At 64.2% G+C, this 16788-nt stretch carries 16 protein-coding genes; 10 read left to right on the top strand and 6 right to left on the bottom strand.

Annotation, left to right across the window (positions count from 1 at the left end; translation table 11 throughout):
* The first annotated feature begins 112 nt into the window (after positions 1-112).
* The 3 genes from leuA (at position 113) to ACTHQS_RS08655 (ending at position 3531) form a co-directional block, all read left to right on the top strand.
* On the top strand, positions 113-1852 hold the full coding sequence (leuA, locus tag ACTHQS_RS08645; RefSeq protein WP_440167823.1) for a 2-isopropylmalate synthase: 1740 nt from the start codon (positions 113-115) through the stop codon (positions 1850-1852).
* A gap of 84 nt (positions 1853-1936) precedes the next feature.
* Positions 1937-2689, top strand: a complete 753-nt coding sequence (gene recO, locus ACTHQS_RS08650; RefSeq protein ID WP_440167825.1) for a DNA repair protein RecO — start codon at positions 1937-1939, stop codon at positions 2687-2689.
* Positions 2690-2691: 2 nt separating this feature from the next.
* Positions 2692-3531: an isoprenyl transferase gene (locus ACTHQS_RS08655; protein ID WP_440167827.1), complete on the top strand. Its 840-nt coding sequence runs from the start codon at positions 2692-2694 to the stop codon at positions 3529-3531.
* Between the two features lie 2 nt (positions 3532-3533).
* Here the strand turns inward: ACTHQS_RS08655 and ACTHQS_RS08660 are convergent, their stop codons facing one another.
* Positions 3534-4493, bottom strand: a complete 960-nt coding sequence (locus ACTHQS_RS08660; RefSeq protein ID WP_440167828.1) for an alpha/beta hydrolase — start codon at positions 4491-4493, stop codon at positions 3534-3536.
* A gap of 94 nt (positions 4494-4587) precedes the next feature.
* Between ACTHQS_RS08660 and ACTHQS_RS08665 the strand changes: the two genes are divergently transcribed.
* The gene (locus ACTHQS_RS08665) at positions 4588-5658 is read left to right on the top strand and encodes a quinone-dependent dihydroorotate dehydrogenase (protein WP_440167829.1); all 1071 of its coding nucleotides are present in this window, start codon (positions 4588-4590) and stop codon (positions 5656-5658) included.
* Positions 5659-5757: 99 nt separating this feature from the next.
* Here ACTHQS_RS08665 and ACTHQS_RS08670 read toward each other — a convergent pair whose 3' ends face one another.
* Complete coding sequence (locus tag ACTHQS_RS08670) at positions 5758-6360, bottom strand: DUF3043 domain-containing protein (protein WP_440167831.1); 603 nt, start codon at positions 6358-6360, stop codon at positions 5758-5760.
* A 91-nt stretch (positions 6361-6451) separates the two neighbouring features.
* Between ACTHQS_RS08670 and ACTHQS_RS08675 the strand changes: the two genes are divergently transcribed.
* The 5 genes from ACTHQS_RS08675 (at position 6452) to ACTHQS_RS08695 (ending at position 11667) form a co-directional block, all read left to right on the top strand.
* Positions 6452-7903, top strand: coding sequence for a dipeptidase (locus ACTHQS_RS08675; protein ID WP_440167833.1), 1452 nt, complete (start codon positions 6452-6454; stop codon positions 7901-7903).
* A 183-nt stretch (positions 7904-8086) separates the two neighbouring features.
* A complete protein-coding gene (locus ACTHQS_RS08680) occupies positions 8087-8473 on the top strand; it encodes a HesB/IscA family protein (protein WP_440167834.1) in 387 nt (128 codons plus the stop codon).
* A 185-nt stretch (positions 8474-8658) separates the two neighbouring features.
* Entirely contained in the window at positions 8659-9531 is an 873-nt protein-coding gene (ctaC, locus tag ACTHQS_RS08685; protein ID WP_440167836.1) for an aa3-type cytochrome oxidase subunit II, read from the top strand.
* 10 nt (positions 9532-9541) lie between these two features.
* Positions 9542-11269, top strand: a complete 1728-nt coding sequence (gene ctaD / locus ACTHQS_RS08690) for an aa3-type cytochrome oxidase subunit I (RefSeq protein WP_440167838.1) — start codon at positions 9542-9544, stop codon at positions 11267-11269.
* The gene (locus tag ACTHQS_RS08695) at positions 11266-11667 is read left to right on the top strand and encodes a cytochrome c oxidase subunit 4 (protein WP_142031296.1); all 402 of its coding nucleotides are present in this window, start codon (positions 11266-11268) and stop codon (positions 11665-11667) included. The genes ctaD and ACTHQS_RS08695 overlap by 4 nt, the downstream gene beginning before the upstream one ends.
* Positions 11668-11742: 75 nt before the next feature.
* Here the strand turns inward: ACTHQS_RS08695 and ACTHQS_RS08700 are convergent, their stop codons facing one another.
* Positions 11743-12036: an HPr family phosphocarrier protein gene (locus ACTHQS_RS08700; protein WP_440167839.1), complete on the bottom strand. Its 294-nt coding sequence runs from the start codon at positions 12034-12036 to the stop codon at positions 11743-11745.
* 161 nt (positions 12037-12197) lie between these two features.
* On the opposite strand from ACTHQS_RS08700, the gene ACTHQS_RS08705 reads away from it, so the two are divergent.
* Complete coding sequence (locus ACTHQS_RS08705) at positions 12198-12968, top strand: GntR family transcriptional regulator (RefSeq protein ID WP_440167840.1); 771 nt, start codon at positions 12198-12200, stop codon at positions 12966-12968.
* Between the two features lie 152 nt (positions 12969-13120).
* Here the strand turns inward: ACTHQS_RS08705 and qcrB are convergent, their stop codons facing one another.
* The 3 genes from qcrB to qcrC all read right to left on the bottom strand — a co-directional run bounded on the left by qcrB (position 13121) and on the right by qcrC (position 16726).
* Entirely contained in the window at positions 13121-14791 is a 1671-nt protein-coding gene (qcrB, locus tag ACTHQS_RS08710; RefSeq protein ID WP_440167842.1) for a cytochrome bc1 complex cytochrome b subunit, read from the bottom strand.
* A complete protein-coding gene (gene qcrA / locus ACTHQS_RS08715) occupies positions 14769-15839 on the bottom strand; it encodes a cytochrome bc1 complex Rieske iron-sulfur subunit (RefSeq protein ID WP_440167844.1) in 1071 nt (356 codons plus the stop codon). The genes qcrB and qcrA overlap by 23 nt, the downstream gene beginning before the upstream one ends.
* 98 nt (positions 15840-15937) lie before the next feature.
* The gene (gene qcrC / locus ACTHQS_RS08720) at positions 15938-16726 is read right to left on the bottom strand and encodes a cytochrome bc1 complex diheme cytochrome c subunit (RefSeq protein ID WP_440167845.1); all 789 of its coding nucleotides are present in this window, start codon (positions 16724-16726) and stop codon (positions 15938-15940) included.
* Positions 16727-16788: the final 62 nt, after the last annotated feature.

Below are 16788 nucleotides of genomic sequence, written 5' to 3' on the forward strand. Positions count from 1 at the left end.
CTGCCGCGGCGAGGCCACAGACGCTATCTAGCGCACGGCCCACCCTCGCTGCGGAGTTTGTGTTGCCCGGCCACCCTTTCACTGAAGATCGATAGAAAAGGCCACGAACATCATGCGAAACGCACAGAAGCCCTCCGGAATGCCCGCCCACCGGTACACGCCCTTCCAGGACCAGATCAAGGTTGAGCTGCCTGACCGCACGTGGCCGGACAAGGTGATCACCAAGGCCCCCCGCTGGTGCGCGGTTGACCTGCGCGACGGCAACCAGGCGCTCATCGACCCCATGAGCCCGGCCCGCAAGATGAAGATGTTCGACCTGCTGGTCCGCATGGGCTACAAGGAGATTGAGGTCGGTTTCCCGTCAGCCTCGCAGACGGACTTCGACTTTGTCCGCCAGCTCATTGAGGGCAACCACATCCCGGATGACGTCACCATCCAGGTTCTGACGCAGGCCCGGGAACACCTGATCGAACGGACCTATGAGTCCCTGGTGGGCGCCAAGCAGGCCATCGTCCACCTTTACAACTCCACGTCCGTCCTCCAGCGCCGCGTGGTCTTCAACCAGGACGAAGACGGCATCCTGGACATTGCCCTGCAGGGCGCGCGCCTGTGCAGGAAGTACGAGGAAACCCTCGCGGACACGCACGTGACCTATGAATACTCGCCGGAATCCTTCACCGGTACCGAACTCGAGTACGCCGCACGGGTCTGCAACGCCGTCGCCGACGTATTCGAAGCGTCCGCCGACCGCCAGGTGATCATCAACCTCCCCGCCACGGTGGAAATGGCCACCCCCAACGTCTACGCGGATTCCATCGAGTGGATGAGCCGGCACCTGCACCCGCGCGAAGGAATCATCCTCTCCCTGCACCCGCACAACGACCGCGGAACCGGGGTTGCTGCCGCCGAACTGGGCTACATGGCCGGCGCCGACCGCATCGAAGGCTGCCTGTTCGGCAACGGTGAACGGACCGGCAACGTTGACCTGGTCACTTTGGGCCTGAACCTGTTCGTCCAGGGCATCGACCCCATGATCGACTTCTCCGACATCGACGACGTCCGCCGGACGGTTGAGTACTGCAACCAGCTGCCGGTTCCGGAGCGTTCGCCGTACGGTGGCGACCTGGTGTTCACCGCTTTCTCGGGTTCCCACCAGGACGCCATCAAGAAGGGCTTTGAAGCACTGGAGCGCGACGCCGCCGCGGCAGGCAAGGCCGTGGACGACTTCACCTGGCAGGTGCCCTACCTGCCGGTTGACCCCAAGGACCTGGGCCGCAGCTACGAGGCCGTCATCCGCGTGAACTCCCAGTCCGGCAAGGGCGGCGTGGCCTACCTGCTGAAGAGCGAGCACAGCCTGGACCTGCCGCGCCGCGCGCAGATCGAGTTCTCCGGCGTCATCCAGCGCCGCACCGACACCGTGGGCGGTGAAGTCAGCGGAGCACAGCTGTGGCAGATCTTCCAGGACGAGTACTTGCCGTCCGGCCAGTCCGAGGGGAAGTGGGGACGCTACTCCCTGGGCGGGGTCAAGACAGAAACCGACGCCGACGGCGGCATGACGCTTCACGCCTCGCTCACCATCGATGGTGCCCAGGTCAGCCGGACGGGCACGGGCAACGGCCCCATCGCCGCCCTGCTGAATATCCTCCACGAGGACGGCGTGGACGTCCGGGTGCTGGACTACAGCGAGCACGCCCTGTCCGAAGGCGGCAACGCCGCGGCGGCTGCCTATGTTGAATGCGCCGTGGGGGAGCGGGTCCTGTGGGGTGTCGGCATCGACGCGAACACCAGCATGTCGTCCCTCAAAGCCGTCATCTCGGCGGTCAACCGCGCCATCCGGGACGCCCGGGCCTGATACCTGCAGGTGGTGCCCGCGGTTCCAACCGCCGGCACCACCGTGCCTGGCAGCGTGCCGCCGGGCAGGATGGGAAGATAGAACGTGGTCCAACAGTCATTTGCTTCCCGGGCGTACCGGGACGATGCCGTGGTGCTGCGTACCCACAAACTGGGCGAGGCGGACAGGATCATCACCCTCCTGACCAAGCACCATGGGCAGGTCCGCGCCGTCGCCAAGGGCGTACGCCGCACCAGCAGCCGTTTCGGAGCCCGGCTTGAACCCTTCATGGTGGCGGACCTGCAACTGGTGTCCGGCCGAACGCTGGACATCGTCACGCAGGCCGTCGCGAAAGGTGCGTACGGCGGAAGCATCGCGGCGGATTACGGCAGGTACACGGTTGCCGCCGCCATGACGGAGACCGCAGAGAAGTTGACGGACGTGGACGGCGAAGCCGGTACCGCGCAGTACAACCTGCTGGTGGGAGCCCTCGCTGCGCTCAGCCGTGACGAACATGCCGCAGGCCTCATCCTGGACTCCTACCTGCTGCGTGCCCTTGCAACCGGTGGCTGGGCTCCCAGCTTCACCGACTGCTCCCGCTGCGGCAGGCCGGGCCCGCACACGGCGTTCTCCGCGCCCCTTGGCGGCATGGTCTGTGCGCAGTGCAGGCCGCCCGGCTCACCTGCCCCCGCAGCCGAAACCGTTGTCCTGCTGGCGGCCTTGCTGACCGGGGACTGGGCAACTGCCGATGCGTCCTTGCCGCAGCACCGCAAGGAGGCCGCCGGCCTGGTGGCCGCATACCTGCAATGGCATCTTGAACGAGTATTGAAATCCCTCAAACATGTGGAGCGCAGCTGACAGTGGCCTTGGGAAAAAAGAACAACGCACCCCGGAAGCGCACCCACCCCGTGGTGGCCCCCTACCCGCATCCGTCCGGTGCGGTGGCGCCTTCCATCCCGGCGGAATTCATTCCCCGGCACGTGGCCATCGTCATGGATGGCAACGGCCGCTGGGCCAACCAGCGGGGCCTGCCACGGATCGAAGGCCACAAGGCGGGCGAGCCCGCTCTGCTCGATGTCATGGCAGGCGCCATTGAGCTGGGCATTGAGTACGTCAGCGTGTACGCGTTTTCCACCGAGAACTGGCGGCGCTCACCGGAGGAAGTCCGCTTCCTCATGGGATTTAACAAGGACGTGCTGCGAAGGCAGCGAAACCAGCTCGACGACTGGGGTGTCCGGGTGCGCTGGGCAGGACGCCGGCCCCGCCTGTGGGGTTCTGTGATCCGGGAGCTGGAGGAGGCCGAGGAGTTCACCGCGGCCAACACCACCTGTCATTTGACCATGTGTGTTAATTACGGCGGCCGGGCTGAGATCACCGACGCCGTGTCCGCTATTGCCGCAGAGGTTGCGGCAGGCAGGCTCAAGCCAGGCGCCATCACCGAGCGGACCATCCAGAAGTACCTGGATGAGCCCGACCTTCCCGACGTGGACCTTTTCCTCCGGAGCTCGGGGGAGCAGAGGCTCTCCAACTTCCTGCTCTGGCAGTCCGCATACGCGGAGTTCGTCTTCATGGACACGCTGTGGCCCGATGTGGACAGGCGGACCCTCTGGGCCGCCGTCGAAGAATATGCCCGGCGGGACCGCAGGTACGGTGGCGCCGTCGACGCAGCCGCTGCACCCGCGGATCCCCAGGCGGGCTAGCCTTACCCGTACGCCCGCAGCCACCGGGCCAGCCGCGAGTAGGCATCGGTCCGGATTGGCTCCGGCGAGAGGAACACGTCGTGCAGGGCGCCGTCAATCCGCTCCACAGTTACCGTACGGCCCAACGTGAGTGCGCGGGTGCTGATGATATTGACGTCCAGCACGGCATCGGTACGGCGCATTTCCTCCGACCAGAGCAGCCCATTCGCACTTCCCTTGGAAAGCAGGACCAGAATCGGAGCTTCGATTTCCAGGCCGCGGGCAACCCGGGCATGCCCGGCAAGCACAGCCCTCAGCCAGCCTGCGCGCACGGGGAACGCCATGCGGGGCCGGTAGCGCTCGTCAAGCGGCCACTCGCCGTCGGCCGCACTGCTGATGGTGCGCCAGTAGTGGCCACGCTCCGGGAGTCGCAGGACCGCCTGGGGGCGCAACCGGGCGACGGGACGCACCATGCTGGACGCTGCCCGCCGGACCAGCGAGCTTCCGTGCATCTCCAGCCACGGACTGTTCAGGATCAGCAGCGAAACGGCCTCCGGATGGCGGCTGGTCCACAGGGCCGCCACCAGGCCGCCGGTGGAATGGCCCATCAACGCCAAAGGTCCGGGAACGCCCTCCTGGCGGATCACCCGGGCTGCTTCTTCGATTTCGGCGTCGTAGGCGGCGAGGTCCGCCACATAACCACCCGGTGATTCGGGGCGCAGGCTCCGTCCGTGGTTGTGCATGTCCAAGGCGTAAAAGTCGTAGCCGGCCGACGCCCAGAACCGCGCCAGGTCCACGTTGAAGAAATAGTCGCTCCAGCCGTGCAGGAAGAGCACGGCCCGGCGGCGGCCGTCGGCAGCACCGGTGTCCGGATCCGGCCGGAGCCGGACGAGGGTTGCCGTCCGCGCCACGCCGTCAGGTCCGGCGGCCGCAAAGGTGTGGGACTCGAAATCCCCGCCCAGGATGTCCTGCTGCCACTGCATGACCTCATGCTAGACCGGCGCACCCGCGCACGCCCGCCCGTTCAGCAGCTTCTCCGTTTTGGTGTGGCGCCCCCGGAGACGGGAAACTGGAGGCATGCGCGTTTATCCCACTTTCTTCAGGCTGGCCTTTTCATGGATGGACGCCGAGCGCGCCCACAAGATCGGATTCAAGGGCATCCGGCTTGCGCATGCCTCGGGTGCAGGGAAGGTGCTGCAGAAGCTGTCCGCTCCGGCACACTCGCTGCAGACCACCGCATTCGGTGTCACTTTTCCATCCCCGTTCGGGCTGGCTGCCGGCTTTGACAAGGAAGGCCACGGCATCGAGGCCCTCACGGACCTTGGATTCGGGCACATTGAGGTGGGCACCATTACCGGGCAGGCGCAGCCGGGCAACGAAAAGCCGCGGCTGTTCCGCCTGGTCCAGGACCGGGCCGTCGTCAACCGGATGGGGTTCAATAACGACGGCGCCTCGGCCGTTGCGCCGAGGCTGAAGGCGGCGCGGGCCGCGCTTCAGCGCCGCTACCCGGCGGTGCGTCCGGTCATCGGCGTCAACATCGGCAAAACAAAGGTCGTGGAGCTGGCCGACGCCGTGGATGACTACCTGGTGAGCGCCCGCAGCCTGGCCCCTGCCGCCGACTACCTGGTGGTGAACGTCAGTTCCCCCAACACCCCCGGACTGCGGCTGCTCCAGGACGTGGAAACGCTCCGCCCGCTGCTGACCGCCGTGGGGCAGGAAGCTGACCGCGCCGCCGGACGGCACGTGCCCCTGCTGGTGAAGATCGCGCCGGACCTCAGCGACGACGACATCGACGACGTGGCGCGCCTTGCCCTGGACCTGAAGCTGGACGGCATCATTGCCACCAACACCACGGTGGCCCGTGCAGGACTGTCCTCGCCGGCCGGAGAAGTGGAGAAATGCGGTGCCGGCGGATTGTCCGGAGCTCCACTGAAGCAACGTTCCCTCGAGGTGCTGAAGCGGCTCAAGCACGCCACCGGGGACGCGCTGGCCCTGGTGTCAGTGGGCGGCGTGGAGTCGGCCCAGGATGTCCAGGAAAGGCTCGACGCCGGCGCCACCCTGGTGCAGGGCTACACTGCCTTCCTCTACGAAGGACCGTTCTGGGCGGCACGGATCAACAAAGAGCTGGCAAAAAAGCGCCGCTCCTGACGCTTCCGCCACAGGCCGCCTCGGCGGGCGAACCGTATTAACGGCAGACACCCCGGCGGTATCCCGCCGGGGTGTCTGCCGTTTGAGTTGAGGGTTGGGTCAGGCCGGGTACTGTCCGCGCTGTACCTGGGGCTTGGGCAGCCGCAGCTTCCGGAACTGCAGCGAGCGCATGGAGCCGTACCAGACGGTGCCACCCTCCACGGCGCCAAACTTTTCGGCCAGCCGCTTGCGGAGCTTGCGGGACAGGATGAAGACGTCCACGAAGACGGCAAGGAACATCACCCAGAAGGCGCCCAGGACGTAGATCATCATGTCGCTGGACGCCGGGACCACAAGGGACACCAGCACGAAGACCAGCGCACCAAACATCAAGTATTCACCGAGGTTGAACCGCGCGTCCACGAAGTCGCGGGCAAACCGTTTCTGGGGACCTTTGTCACGCAGCGGGAGGAACTTCTCGTCACCGGTATCCAGGGCCCGGCGCATCTTCAGGCGCTGGTCCTGCACTGCCTGGCGTTCGGCGGCCTTGGACGCCTTGCGGTCCTCGGGCACCAGCGGGCGCTTGCGGGCGGCTTCCTGGGCCTTCCGCGTGGGGGTAGGCGCGCCCTTGCCCGCCGCACTGTTCTGCCGCGCCGCTGCCTCCGCTGCCTGCTGGTCTATGGTTTCCTGCGCCGAGGGCGCTTCTTTTCTACGTCCGAACACTTGACCAGAATACCTTGCAGCAGCGGGGCCCTGCTTGCTTCGGTGCCTTCCCTGACCGGCAGCCGAATGTGACGGGGGTAATGTTTTGGCCATGACTCCATCACCCGCGGCAACCCCGCACAGCACCACTACGACAGGACCGGGCTCTGACCTTACCGGCAGGACGGAAGATCTTCGTTCAGCGGTAGACCGTTCCTTCCACCAGACCCTGGCCCGGCTCAAGGAGCTCGTTGCCATCCCCGGGATTGCGTGGCCCAGCTTTGACCGCACCCCGCTGGAGCGAAGCGCCGAGGCCGTCGCGGAACTCCTTCGGGGTGCCGGGATCGGTGAAGTGCAGGTGCTGTCCGTGGGCAAAGCCGACGGCACGCCCGGCGGCCCGGCCGTCGTCGCCCGCCGTCCAGCCGCTGAAGGTAAACCGACCGTCCTGCTGTACGCCCACCATGACGTCCAGCCGGTGGGCGACGAGTCCCTGTGGGAAACGGAACCCTTTACCGCCGTCGAGAAGGACGGGCGCCTTTACGGACGGGGCGCCGCTGACGACAAAGCAGGCATCATGGCGCACGTAGCCGCCTATGCGGCCGTCGCCGAGGTCCTTGGGGACACTTTGGGGCTGGGCGTGACCTTTTTCATCGAAGGCGAGGAAGAAGCAGGGTCGCCAACGTTCCGGACTTTCCTGGAGGCGAACCGTGAACTGCTGCGGGCCGACGTCATTGTGGTGGCCGACTCCAGCAACTGGAAAGTCGGCGTACCTGCCCTGACCACCAGCCTGCGCGGCCTGGTCGACGGCACCATCGAGGTGCAGGTACTTGGCCATGCGGTGCACTCCGGTATGTACGGGGGGCCGGTCCTGGACGCGCCCACCCTGCTGTCCCGCCTGATTGCCACGCTTCACGACGCCGACGGAAACGTTGCCATCGAAGGGCTGGTGGCCACCGATACGGCTTCCGTGGAGATGCCGGAGGCGGATTACCGCGCCGACGCATCAGTGCTCGACGGCGTCCGCCTGGCCGGGACCGGAAGCATCGCTTCCCGGCTGTGGACCAAGCCGGCACTGTCAATCATCGGCTTCGATGCCCCGGCCGTGGAGGTCGCCTCCAACACACTGCTCCCGCGTGCGCGGGCAAAATTCAGCCTGAGGCTCGCGCCGGGCCAGGTTCCCGCCGAGGCCATGGAAGCGGTGCGCCGGCACGTCGAAGCCAATGCGCCGTTCGGTGCCACGGTGGTCTTCACCCCGGGGGAGGCGGGCAACCCTTTCCAGACCGATACGTCGTCCGCCGCAGCAACCGTGGCCATGTGGGCGCTGGGGGAGGCCTGGGGAGTGCAAGCCGTGGAAACAGGCATCGGCGGGTCCATTCCCTTCATCGCCGACCTCACTGAGCTGTATCCCGACGCGCAGATTCTGGTAACAGGTGTGGAGGATCCGGATTCGCGGGCGCACAGCGCCAATGAGTCCCTCCACATCGGTGACTTCCGCAATGCCATTCTGGCGGAGGCGCTCATGCTCAGCCGGCTGAACAGTGAGGGCCTTAACGCCGGGGAGTGAGCCGCTTTCGGCATCTGGGCCGCCGCCCTGCTTCCAGGGAACAACCGGCGTGCTTTGACGGTTACGCCAGGAGTTAGAGCTACAGGACTGCCGCGCGTAGCATGTAGCTATAGCCCATACCGTATTTGTAGGGGCAGGCGCCGTTACGGCGACGCCGCCAGACCGTCCTAAGAAGGTAGGCCAATGAGCACCTCAACCAACGAAAACAGCACCGCCACCACCGTGGCCAGCGACGAACTGCCCGTTCACGAGGTCGACCTGACCGACGTCGCCGCCGGCAAGGTACGCAGCCTCCTCGAGCAGGAAGGCCGCACGGACCTGCGCCTGCGCGTGGCCGTGCAGCCCGGTGGATGCTCAGGGTTGATCTACCAGCTCTACTTCGACGAGCGGCTCCTTGATGGTGACGCCGTGCGCGACTTTGACGGAGTCGAGGTCGTCGTCGACAAAATGAGCGTGCCGTACCTGAGCGGCGCAAGCATCGACTTCGAGGACACCATCTCGAAGCAGGGCTTCACCATCGACAACCCGAACGCCGGCGGCTCGTGCGCCTGCGGCGATTCATTCCACTAAGCCGGTTATTTCGCCTGATGTCGGCGCCGGGCTTCCGGCCGTTTAAAACGGCACGGGGGCTCGGCGCCGACATGTGGGCGAAACGCCCGGCGGAGCGGTAAGCTCTACACCGAGTAGTAAAACTTTTTTGTGCCCGGAGCGCCGATGGCTGCCCGGACAACAGCAACAAGTAGGAAGGGCCGTCTGTGAGTTCGCAGAACCGAACCGGCAGCCGACGCAAAACGATCACCACGATCTCAAGCTTGGCTATAGCCGGCGCGTTGGTTTTGACCGGATGTTCGCCAGAGGTAGAAAAAGGCTGGATGCCCACTGAACGTGGCACCACCAGCAACACCGACCGCATCATGGACCTCTGGGTCAACTCATGGATTGCTGCGCTCGTGGTCGGCGCCATTACGTGGGGCCTGATCATCTGGTGTGTGGTCGCCTACCGGCGCCGCAAGGGAACCGTAGGCTTCCCGCGGCAGACCAGCTTCAACCTTCCGCTGGAGGTTTTCTACCTCACCATCCCGATCTTCATGGTCCTGGTGTTCTTCTACTTCACCGACCGTGACCAGCAGGCCATCGATGACCGATCGCAGCCGGCCGACGTCGTCGTGGACGTTCGCGGCAAGCAGTGGGCGTGGGACTTCAACTACAAGTCCGGCCAAGTCATCCAGGAAGACCTCCACGAGGCCGGCGTCCAGGCGCACCTCACCGGAAACACCATCGACAAGGAACAGCTCCCCACGCTGTACCTGCCCGTGAACAATTCCGTTGACCTCGAGCTCAACGCCCGCGATGTCATCCACTCCTTCTGGGTGCCCGCCTTCCTGCAGAAGCGCGACATGATCCCCGGCAAGACCAACTACATCCGGTTCACCCCCACTAAGGAAGGCACCTACGACGGTAAGTGTGCTGAACTTTGCGGCGAGTACCACTCCGAAATGCTGTTCCGCGTCAAGGTGGTGTCGGAATCTGAATTCCAGGCCCACATGGACCAGCTCAAGGCTGAAGGCAACACAGGCCTGCTCGGCGTGGAGTACGACCGCAACCCGAACCTGAACGAAACCAAGTAAGGGGAGCGACGTGGCTACGTACACCCAATCCGCACCCTCGGGAGTCCTGTCGGCTCCCGTGGTGCCCAAATCCAAGGGACGCATCGTCGTCAACTGGATCACCTCCACCGACCACAAGACCATCGGGTACATGTACCTGATCTCGTCCTTCGTGTTCTTCTGCCTGGGCGGCGTCATGGCGCTGCTGATCCGTGCCGAACTCTTCGAGCCCGGCATGCAGATCCTGCAGACCAAGGAGCAGTACAACCAGCTGTTCACCATGCACGGCACCGTCATGCTGTTGATGTTCGCCACCCCGCTGTTCGCCGGGTTCGCCAACGTGATCATGCCGCTGCAGATCGGCGCCCCCGACGTCGCGTTCCCGCGTTTGAATGCGCTGGCCTTCTGGTTCTTCCTGTTCGGCTCCACCATCGCCGTCTCAGGCTTCATCACCCCGCAGGGTGCTGCATCCTTCGGCTGGTTCGCCTACGCGCCGCTGTCCAACACCACGTTCACCCCGGGCATCGGCGGTGACCTGTGGGTCTTCGGCCTGGCATTGTCGGGCTTCGGTACCATCCTTGGTGCAGTCAACTTCATCACCACCATCATCTGCATGCGCGCCCCGGGCATGACCATGTGGCGGATGCCCATCTTCACCTGGAACACCCTGATCACCGCGATCCTGGTCCTGATGGCCTTCCCGCCGCTGGCCGCCGCCCTGTTCGCCCTCGGTGCCGACCGCAAGTTCGGTGCGCACATCTTCGACCCGGAGAACGGCGGCGCCGTCCTCTGGCAGCACCTGTTCTGGTTCTTCGGCCACCCCGAGGTGTACATCATCGCGCTGCCGTTCTTCGGCATCGTTTCGGAGATCTTCCCGGTCTTCAGCCGCAAGCCGATCTTCGGCTACAAGGGCCTGGTCTACGCCACCATCGCCATTGCAGCCCTTTCGGTAACGGTCTGGGCCCACCACATGTACGTGACCGGCGCCGTCCTGCTTCCGTTCTTCTCGTTCATGACCATGCTCATCGCGGTGCCAACCGGCGTGAAGTTCTTCAACTGGATCGGTACTTTGTGGCGCGGGTCGCTGACCTTCGAAACGCCGATGCTGTGGAGCCTCGGCTTCATGATCACCTTTCTCTTCGGTGGCCTCACCGGCATCATCCTGGCCTCACCGCCGCTTGACTTCCACGTTTCGGACTCCTACTTCGTGGTGGCGCACTTCCACTACGTGGTGTTCGGCACCGTGGTGTTCGCCATGTTCGCGGGCTTCTACTTCTGGTGGCCCAAGTGGACCGGCAAGATGCTCAACGAGCGCCTGGGCAAGATCCACTTCTGGCTTCTGTTCCTGGGCTTCCACGGCACCTTCCTGATCCAGCACTGGCTGGGCGTCGAGGGCATGCCGCGCCGGTACGCGGACTACCTTGTGGAGGACAACTTCACCTGGATGAACCAGTTCTCCACCGTGGCATCCTTCGTGCTGGGTGCGTCCCTCATCCCGTTCTTCTGGAACGTCTACATCACCTGGCGAAAGACCGAAAAGGTCCAGGTTGATGATCCGTGGGGCTTCGGCGCTTCACTGGAGTGGGCCACGTCCTGCCCGCCGCCGCGCCACAACTTCACCTCCCTGCCCCGGATCCGTTCGGAGCGTCCCGCCCTGGACCTGCACCACCCGGAACTTCGCCAGGTCCACACCGTTGAGTCGCCGGCTCCCGCAGCGTCGGTTCTCGGCAACGCCGACCAGAAGGACAACGCACAGTGAAAATCGAATCCTGGATCTTTGGCTCTGGAGTCTTCTTCTTCGTCCCGGTCGCTCTGGTTTACGGATTCCTGACCAACTGGGGTGAGTGGGTGGGCATCCTGGGCATCCTGCTCGTCGGCGGCCTCGCCGGCATGATCGGGGCCTACCTCGGTTTCACCGGCAAGCGCGTGGGCCTCCGTCCCGAGGACCGCAGTGACGCTGAAATCCACGAAGGCGCCGGCGAACAGGGGCACTTCAGCCCCTGGAGCTGGTGGCCGCTGGTCCTGGGCATCGCCTGCGCCACCGGCTTCCTGGGCCTGGCAGTAGGTGCCTGGATCATCTTCATCGCAGGCGGCCTCGCCCTCGTGGCCCTCGTGGGCTGGGTATACGAGTACAGCCGCGGCGACCACGCACACTAAGCAAGACAAAAGAATAACGACGTCGGGCCCCGCCATCTGGTGGGGCCCGACGTCGTTATGTGGTTTCCAAGGCCCTTAGCCGGCCCCCTGCGACTCCAGAAGCAATTGGAGCCCCCGGAGGGCAGCCTCAACTTTCCCGTGTCCCAGCGGGTCCTCCAGCCCGGCTTCGCTGACGGACAGCTCCACCTCACACCCCTGCCCAAAGTCGGCAGCCATCACCTGGAGGAGCGAGCGGGCGTCCACCTTTGCGGCGCCCGCTTTGCTGATGGTGATTGGAAGCCCGGTATCGTTGACGGCCCGGACAAATACCGCGGCAGAGCGTGCGTGCAGGCCTACCGGGGCCGCCACCACGGCCTTCTGTGTTGGCAAAAGGGACTCCTTTTATGAAAGACGGCCCCCTCCGTCTGCTGGCAAGATTTTCCACACCAATATAGCGGTAGCCATGCCCATCGCCCGAAACACTGCCGGCGTCCCGGGACTGGTCTAGACCGTCCTAAAATTGAGAGGAAACCAACGGCAGGAGAAAGATCATGGCAGCTGGCGCCACGGCCATCACGGGTGAAATAGACCGAACCAGCGGAACGGCCATCTATGTGCAGCTCCGCGAGATCCTTCGCACGTATATCGCCCAGTCTTGCCCGCCGGGTTCGGCGTTGCCGTCCGAACGTGATCTGGCCGAGCGGTTCGGGCTGGCAAGGATGACAGTCCGCCAGGCCATTGACGCCCTGGTGGGGGAGGAGGTCATCGAGCGTGTTGTGGGACTGGGGACGTTTGTCCGGCGCCCGAAACTCGACCTCCAGGTAAAGCTCACTTCCTACAGCGAAGAGATGCAGCGGCGCGGCATGGTTCCCGCAGCCAAGGTGTTGAGCTTCGAGCAGATCGGCGCCAGCGCCTTCCTTGCGCGCGAGCTGCAGTTGGACGAGGGCACTCCGCTGGTCCGGTTCCGCAGGCTTCTGCTGGCCGATGGGGAACCGATGAGCGTAGACGAGAATTTCATCCCGGCGCACCGGGTACCGGGCCTGCTTGACGGCGAACCGCCCACCTCGTTGTACAACGTCCTCAGTGAACAGTTTGGTTTGGTGATGGAGTGGGGCGAAGACATGATCGAGGCGACCGCGGCCTCGCCGTCCACGGCACGGCTGCTCAATGTCGAAGTGGGGGCACCGTTACTGAAGATTCAGCGGCATGCGTTCGTGGCGAGGGCGATGGTGGACTATTCGGTGTCTTACTACCGCGCGGACCGGTACAAGCTGTGGGTGCCCCTTCAGCGGCCAGGGGCCCGGAGAGCCCGCAACCACTGACGGCGCCGCGGTCACAGCGGTCGTCTCCTGCAAGCCCAGGCAGGAATGCCGGCTGAAGCCCTGCATGGGCCGGCAGCAGGAAGGCGGAGGAACGTTAATACCAGGAAAGGCCCGATCCGTATGGATCGGGCCTTTCCTGTGGAAACCTACGCCTAGTGTGTCAGGCTCTTGGATCCCTCTGCTGCTTCAACTGCCTCGTGGCCGTGGCCGTGGGACGCCTCAAGCTCTGCGGGTGTCGCCGGAGCAACACGGTCTTCGAAGAACCAGCGGGAGAGGAACGCGCGGCGCTTCTCCTTGCTGGTCACGACGCCGTGCTCGTTGGGCTGGGCCGGGATGACCTGGGGTGACTCGAAACCAACCAGCTTGTAACGCTTGTACTCATCCAGCGGGGCGTGCACCTCGATGAATTCGCCGTGCGGGAGCCTGACGATGCGGCCGGTCTCGCGGCCGTGCAGGGCGATTTCCCTGTCCTTGCGCTGCAGCGCAAGGGCAACACGCTTGGCAACGATGAAGCCGATAACCGGCCCGATGAAGAACAAGGCACGGAGCCAGTACGTGACGTCATTCAGGGACACGTGGAAGTGCGTGGCAATGAGGTCGGAACCTGCAGCTGCCCACATCACGCAGTACCAAACGAATCCGGCAACACCGATGCCCGTACGGGTCGGGGCGTTACGCGGGCGGTCCAGGACGTGGTGTTCGCGGTCATCCTTGGTCACCCAGCGCTCGATCCACGGGTAGGTGAACATCACGGTGAACAGGATTCCTGCCGGGACCAAGGCCGGGAGCAGCACGTTGAACGTGAACACGTGTCCGAAGAAGACCTGTTCCACGTGCCAGTTGCCCAGCGTGCCGGGCATAAGCCGAAGGGCACCGTCAACGAAACCGATGTACCAGTCAGGCTGGGTACCGGCTGACACGGGGGAGGGGTCGTACGGACCGTAGTTCCAGATCGGGTTGATGGTGAAGAATGCCGCCATCAGGGCGATCACACCGAAGACGATGAAGAAGAATCCACCGGCCTTCGCTGCGTAAACGGGACCCAGGGGGTAACCGACAACGTTGTTGTCGTTGCGGCCGGGGCCGGGGTACTGCGTGTGCTTGTGCACCACGACCATGAAGAGGTGCAGGACGATCATCAGCAGGATCAAAGCCGGAACCAACAGGATGTGCAGCATGTACAGGCGGCTGATGATGGCCGTGCCGGGGAACTCGCCGCCGAAGAGGAAGAACGAGATGTACGTTCCGATGACCGGGATGGACTTGATGACGCCGTCGATGATGCGCAGGCCGTTACCGGACAGGAGGTCATCGGGGAGCGAGTAGCCGGTGAAACCGGCAGCCATGGCCAGGATCAGCAGGACGCTGCCCACAACCCAGTTCATTTCACGCGGCCGGCGGAACGCGCCGGTGAAGAAGACCCTCAGCATGTGGACTGCGATTGATGCCACGAACAGCAGGGCAGCCCAGTGGTGCACCTGGCGCATGAACAGACCGCCGCGGATGTCGAACGAGATGTTCAGCGAGGAACTGTACGCCACCGACATCTCGACGCCCTTGAGGGGGATGTAGCCGCCGTCGTAGTGGGTTTCCGCCATGGACGGATCAAAGAAGAACGTCAGGAATGTTCCGGACAGCAGCAGGATGACGAAGGAGTACAGCGCCACTTCACCGAACATGAAAGACCAGTGGTCGGGGAAGACTTTGCGGCCGAACTCGCGGAGGATCCCGGAGCCGCCAACACGTGAGTCGACGAAGTCGGTGATCCGGCCTGTCTTGGTCTTGGCAACGAAAGCGGGTTCAGCTGTTGATGTTGCGCTCATGCTCATCACGCTCCCAGTAACTTGGTCCTACGGGTTCATGGAAGTCGCTGGTAGCGACCAGGTAGCCCTCGTCATCAACTGCGATGGGCAGCTGGGGGAGCGGCCGGCTGGCGGGGCCGAAGATCACCTTGCACTCTTGCGTGAGGTCGAAGGTGGACTGGTGGCACGGGCACAGCAGGTGGTGCGTCTGCTGCTCGTACAGAGCAACCGGGCAGCCAACGTGGGTGCAGATCTTCGAGTAGGCAACGATTCCGTTGTAACCCCAGTCTTCACGGCCCTTGGAGGGGTTCAGTGATGCCGGATCGAGGCGCATGAGGAGCACAACGGCCTTTGCCTTCTCGTTGAGCTTGCCCTCGTGCAGTTCGTTCAGGCCTTCGGGGATCACGTGGAAGGCGGAACCGATGGTGACGTCCGAGGCCTTGATCGGAGTTCCATCAGGGTCGCGGGTAAGGCGCTTGCGCTTTCCGTCCTGGGGAGCCCACATGGTGTGCGCGAGCTTGTCGTCAGGGCGGGGTCCGAGGTCAGCGAAGATGGCGACGGCGGGAAGCGGGGCGAGTGCGACCGCACCCAGGAGGGTGTTGCGGATCAGCGGGCGGCGCTTGATGCCGGTCTCTTCCACGATGTCGTCAACGATGCGGACCGCGGCCTGGCGGTCCTCTTCGTAACGGATGACGTGGCGTTCTTCGGAGACTTCGTGGTCGGGCATCAGGGCCTTGGCCCAGTGCACGATACCGGTGCCGATACCCAGCATGGCGAAGGCGGTGCCAATGCCGAGCAGGGCGTTCTGGAGCCGGATGGTGGCGATGCTGGAGTCATCACCCAGATCAATGGCGAAGTACGCCACCAGGAAGATCAGGGTTCCAACAACAGAAATGCCAAATAGTAAGGCGACCTGTCGTTCTGCCCGCTTTGCGGCCTTCGGGTCCGTGTCAGCCAGGCGCAAACGATGCGGGGGAATTCCAGGATCCTGGAACTTCTCCACCTCATTCTGACCAGCCGTAGCTACGGTGCCCGAGTGGTTCGGACTGCCGTCACTATGGTTGCCCATAATTCGCCTCATCCTTCTCTCGTCCCGGCAGTCGCCGGGTTAGTTTCTAATTTCAAGCTGCTGACTTGGCAGCAGAAGTTGTGTGTTCCTGCGGAAACTCAGGACGTCCTGGAAGTGAGCCAGATGGTGAAGGCAATGATGACGCCAAGACCGGCAACCCAAACGAACAGGCCTTCAGCAACCGGACCCAGCGAGCCCAGGTCGGCACCGCCGGGTGATCCGGTGGTCTCGATCTGCTTCAGGAAGGTGATGATGTCCTTCTTGCCTTCAGGAGTGATGTTGGCGTCATTGAAAACCGGCATGTTCTGCGGACCAGTGGCCATGGCCTCGTAGATGTGCTTGCCGGATACATCGGCCAGGGCAGGTGCGAACTTGCCGCGGGTCAGCGCGCCACCAGCAGCGGCGGCGTTGTGGCACATGGCGCAGTTGGTACGGAAGAGTTCACCACCGGCAGCTGCATCGCCGCCGCCGTTTGTCAGGTCTTCTGCAGGAATTGCCGGGCCGGCTCCCAGGGAGGCGACGTAGGCTGCAAGCTGGTGGGTCTGCTCGTCATTGAACTGGACGGGCTTCTTCATGGCCTGGGGGCCGTTCATCTGCATCGGCATGCGGCCGGTGCCCACCTGGAAATCAACAGCGGCTGCACCGACACCAACCAGCGAGGGACCATCCTTGGAACCACTGGCACCCATGCCGTGGCAGGTGGCGCAGTTGGCGGCGAAGAGCTTGCCGCCCTCCTCTGCGTCGCTTGCACTGAACGTGGTGGTGGAGGCCTTGGCCTGGTTGACGGTGGTTGCCACGGCGTACAGCCCACCCGTGATGAGGAGCCCCATCAGAAGCAGCGCTATTGCTGCAAGTGGGTGACGCCGCTTTTGTGAGAGTGCCTTCACGTGGTGGTTCCTTTATTCGATCCTGCGCCGGCTCCGGGAGCCGCTACCTGAAATTCTGCCTC

Origin of the sequence: Arthrobacter sp. SAFR-044, from assembly GCF_051965175.1 — a bacterium.
Lineage (GTDB): Bacteria > Actinomycetota > Actinomycetes > Actinomycetales > Micrococcaceae > Arthrobacter.

What these genes read in the sequence shown, in the direction of transcription:
- ACTHQS_RS08680 (WP_440167834.1), top strand. Translation starts at nt 8,087, where the DNA reads ATGAGCACCTCAACCAACGAAAACAGCACCGCCACCACCGTGGCCAGC.
- ACTHQS_RS08665 (WP_440167829.1), top strand. Translation starts at nt 4,588, where the DNA reads ATGCGCGTTTATCCCACTTTCTTCAGGCTGGCCTTTTCATGGATGGAC.
- ACTHQS_RS08660 (WP_440167828.1), bottom strand. Translation starts at nt 4,493, where the DNA reads ATGCAGTGGCAGCAGGACATCCTGGGCGGGGATTTCGAGTCCCACACC.
- leuA (WP_440167823.1), top strand. Translation starts at nt 113, where the DNA reads ATGCGAAACGCACAGAAGCCCTCCGGAATGCCCGCCCACCGGTACACG.
- qcrA (WP_440167844.1), bottom strand. Translation starts at nt 15,839, where the DNA reads ATGGGCAACCATAGTGACGGCAGTCCGAACCACTCGGGCACCGTAGCT.
- ACTHQS_RS08675 (WP_440167833.1), top strand. Translation starts at nt 6,452, where the DNA reads ATGACTCCATCACCCGCGGCAACCCCGCACAGCACCACTACGACAGGA.
- ACTHQS_RS08705 (WP_440167840.1), top strand. Translation starts at nt 12,198, where the DNA reads ATGGCAGCTGGCGCCACGGCCATCACGGGTGAAATAGACCGAACCAGC.
- qcrB (WP_440167842.1), bottom strand. Translation starts at nt 14,791, where the DNA reads ATGAGCGCAACATCAACAGCTGAACCCGCTTTCGTTGCCAAGACCAAG.